We start from the raw sequence: 3,394 nt of genomic DNA on the forward strand, positions 1-3,394 counted from the left end.
TGATGAAGCGCTTGTTGAGGAGATTGCGATAGCGCTCGAGGTCGGCCGCTGCCTGCTGATAGTCCGAGCTCGCCGCCTCCAGCTGCGATCGCGCCGACAGGATATTGAGGCGCAGGTCCTGCGGATCGAGCCGCGTCAGCGAGTCGCCGGACCTGACCGCGCTGCCGACCTCCACCTCGCGCTCGAGAATCTTGCCGCCGACGCGGAAGCCGAGGTCGGTTTCGTAACGCGCGCGCACCTCGCCGGAATAGGTGGCGTGCAGACGCTGGTCGGACACCACCGCCTGAACCGTACGCACCGGCGGCGCCTGCTCGTGCCGCGCCTCCTCCCTGCCGCAGCCCGCAAGCAGCGAGAGTACGATGAGCAGGGACAGCGTCCGTGGCATGTGCGAACCGCGCTGCTCCTTCATGGCCGCCCTCGCGATGCCGTTGCCGTGGAATCGACCACGCGCACCGTCGCCGGATCGGTCGCGATGCCGGACAGCAGCGCGCGCAGATGCGTATCGAGGTACGCGTCCTCGGCGATGTTGCGGACCTCGAGACGCCCGAACGAATGCATCCACAGCGCCGCCATCACGACCGGCGCGATCGCCACGCGCGTCAGATGATGCGCATCGAATGCGCGGAAGTCTCCTGCCTTCACGCCGCGCGCGAGCACCGTTTCGACGAGGCGCGAGCCGCGCTCGATCACCTCCTCGAAGTAGAAGCGCGCGAGCTGCGGAAAATTGCCCGCCTCGCCGATCACGAGTTTCGGAATGCCGCTGAAGGGCGAGCGCACGAGCGCATCCCACCAGCCGCGGATCAGCAGCACGAGGAGTTCGGGCGCCCCGCCCCGGAACTCCGCCACCAGTGACTCGCCCATCTCGATCGTCTCCACCAGCCCCTTGCGCACCACGGCCTGAAACAGCTCCTCCTTGTTGCGGAAGTAGAGGTACAGCGTGCCCTTGCTCACGTTCGCGCGGGCCGCCACGTCGGCGAGTCGCGTGGCCGCGTAGCCGCGCTCCACGAAAAGCTGCAGCGCCGCCGCCGTCAGCTCGGCCGGGCGATCGTCCTTGCGGCGCACCCAGCGCGGTCGCGATTTCCTGGCGGCGGTTGCCATGCGATCAGTCCAGCGTCTCGCGGTAGCGGTGGAGCGCAATCGTTGCGACGACGGTGAGAAACAGCGCGATCGGCCACAGGTTCGGCGTGATCTCGGTGAGGCCGTTGCCCTTGAGCAGGATGCCGCGCACGATGCGCAGGAAGTGCGTGAGCGGGAATACTTCGCCGATCCATTGCGCCCACGCCGGCATGCCGCGAAACGGGAACATGAATCCCGACAAGAGCAGCGACGGCAGGTAGAAGAAGAACGTCATCTGCATCGCCTGCATCTGGTTCTTGGCGATGGTCGAGAAGGTGAAGCCGACGGAAAGGTGTGCCGCCATGAAGAGCACCAGGGCAAAGGACAGCAGCGTCAGGCTGCCGAGGAATGGCACGTCGAAAAGCACGATCGCGGCCAGGAGGATGAGCGCGACCTGTACATAGCCGATGATGATGTAGGGAAAGATCTTGCCCGCCATCACCTCCGCCGGTTTCACCGGTGTCGCGAGCAGGTTCTCCAGCGTGCCGCGCTCGCGCTCGCGCGTCACCGCGATGGAGGTCATCATCACCATCGTCATCGTGAGGATCACGCCCATGAGCCCCGGCACGATGTTGTACTGCGTGATGCCTTCGGGATTGTAGCGCCGCTGCACGCGCACCTCGAAGGGCGGCGGGTCGTTGCGCAGATGCCCGAGACTGCCCTCGAGGTCACGGTTGAGCGCGGTCTGGTTCAAGCTCAAAAGCGCTGCCAGGGCGTTGCTGGTCGCCGCCGGATCCGTCGCATCGGCTTCCACCAGCAGCACCGGACGCTCGCCGCGCGCGAGCTTGCGCGAGAAGTTCTCCGGAATGGAAACCACGAACTGCACCTCGCCCATCGCGAGCAACCGGTCGGCCTCCGCCTCGCTCTCGACGCTCTCGACGATGCGGAAGTAGCCGCTGTTTTCCAGCGCGCGCACGAAGGTGCGCGAGAACGGACTCTCGTCGGCGGACAGCACCGCGGTCGGCAGATGCTTCGGATCGGTGTTGATGGCATAACCGAAGAGCACGAGCTGCAGCAGCGGGATGCCGATCATCATCGCGAAGGTGAGGCGGTCGCGCCGCAACTGGATGAACTCCTTCGCCAGCATGGCGGTGATCCGCGACCAGGAAAAGCGGCTCCTCATCGTTCGAAGTTGTCCCGCGCTTCGTCCATGAGGCGGATGAACACGTCCTCGAGTCCCGGCTCGGCGCGGCTCCAGGTGAGGTCCGATCGCCCGAGATACGGGGCGAGCCCCGCTTCGAGCCGCCCGGCATCCGTGCCGCTCACGTGCAGCGCCGACCCGAAGGGCACCACCATCTCGATGCCGGGTCGGGCGCGCAGTTCGGCGGCCAAGCTGGCAAGCCCCGCGCCCGCTACCGACCACGTCACCAGCCGCGACTGCTCCACCATCTCGCGCGCAGTGCCCTGACTCAGCAGGCGACCGTACGCCAGGTAGGCGAGCTTGTGGCAGCGCTCGGCCTCGTCCATGTAATGCGTGCTCACCAGCACCGTCATGCCGCCGGCTGCGAGCGCGTGGATCTGCTCCCAGAAATCGCGCCGCGCTTTCGGGTCGACACCCGCCGTCGGCTCATCGAGCAGCAGCAATTGCGGCGCATGAATCAGGCACGCAGCGAGCGCAAGACGCTGCTTCCATCCGCCCGAGAGCTCGCCCGCCAGCTGCTGCTGCCGGTGTTCCAGTCCCAGGCGCGCGAGGGCTTCGCGCACGGCGTTCACGCGATCGCGCACGCGGTAGAGCCGTGCGATGAAATCCAGGTTCTCGCGGATGGTGAGGTCTTCGTACAGACCGAATTTCTGCGTCATGTAGCCGACTTCGCGCTTGATCGCCCCCGTCTCGCGCACGATGTCGTAGCCGAGACACCGGCCGCTGCCGGCATCCGGCGTGAGCAGACCGCAGAGCATGCGGATGGTGGTGGTCTTGCCGCTGCCGTTGGGGCCGAGGAAGCCGAAGATCTCGCCGCGGTGCACGCGGATGGTGAAGTTGTCCACCACGCGCCGGCCGTGAAAGCTCTTCGCAAGACCGTGCACGTCGATGACGGCGCGGTCGTCTTGAGCGGACACCGCGCTCACGAGGGTGATACGGTCACGTCGACCGGCTGACCCGGCTTGAGTCGGGTGGCATCTGCCGGCACTGGGCGCGCCTCCACCAGGAAAACCAGCTTCGAGCGCGTCTCGCGGCTGTAAATGACCGGGGGCGTGTATTCGGCCTGGGGCGCGACGTAGCTCACCACGGCGCCCACCGGTTCGCAGCCTTCGCAGGCGATGCGCACCTTGTCGCCGA

At 66.7% G+C, this 3,394-nt stretch carries 5 protein-coding genes; all 5 read right to left on the reverse strand.

Translation table 11 applies throughout. The annotated features are described in order from the left end of the window. Positions 1-409, reverse strand: a 409-nt coding sequence (locus JNK68_09975; GenBank protein MBL8540685.1) for an efflux RND transporter periplasmic adaptor subunit, incomplete at its 3' end; no start/stop codon positions are given. After that, entirely contained in the window at positions 406-1,098 is a 693-nt protein-coding gene (locus tag JNK68_09980) for a TetR/AcrR family transcriptional regulator (GenBank protein MBL8540686.1), read from the reverse strand. The genes JNK68_09980 and JNK68_09975, both read right to left, overlap by 4 nt. Positions 1,099-1,102: 4 nt before the next feature. Beyond that, positions 1,103-2,239, reverse strand: coding sequence for an ABC transporter permease (locus JNK68_09985; GenBank protein MBL8540687.1), 1,137 nt, complete (start codon positions 2,237-2,239; stop codon positions 1,103-1,105). Next, positions 2,236-3,183: an ABC transporter ATP-binding protein gene (locus JNK68_09990; GenBank protein MBL8540688.1), complete on the reverse strand. Its 948-nt coding sequence runs from the start codon at positions 3,181-3,183 to the stop codon at positions 2,236-2,238. The genes JNK68_09985 and JNK68_09990 overlap by 4 nt, the downstream gene beginning before the upstream one ends. Continuing rightward, positions 3,180-3,394, reverse strand: a 215-nt coding sequence (locus JNK68_09995) for a secretion protein HlyD (GenBank protein ID MBL8540689.1), incomplete at its 5' end; no start/stop codon positions are given. The genes JNK68_09990 and JNK68_09995, both read right to left, overlap by 4 nt.

This window comes from Betaproteobacteria bacterium, assembly GCA_016791345.1.
Classification (GTDB): Bacteria; Pseudomonadota; Gammaproteobacteria; order Burkholderiales; family JAEUMW01; genus JAEUMW01.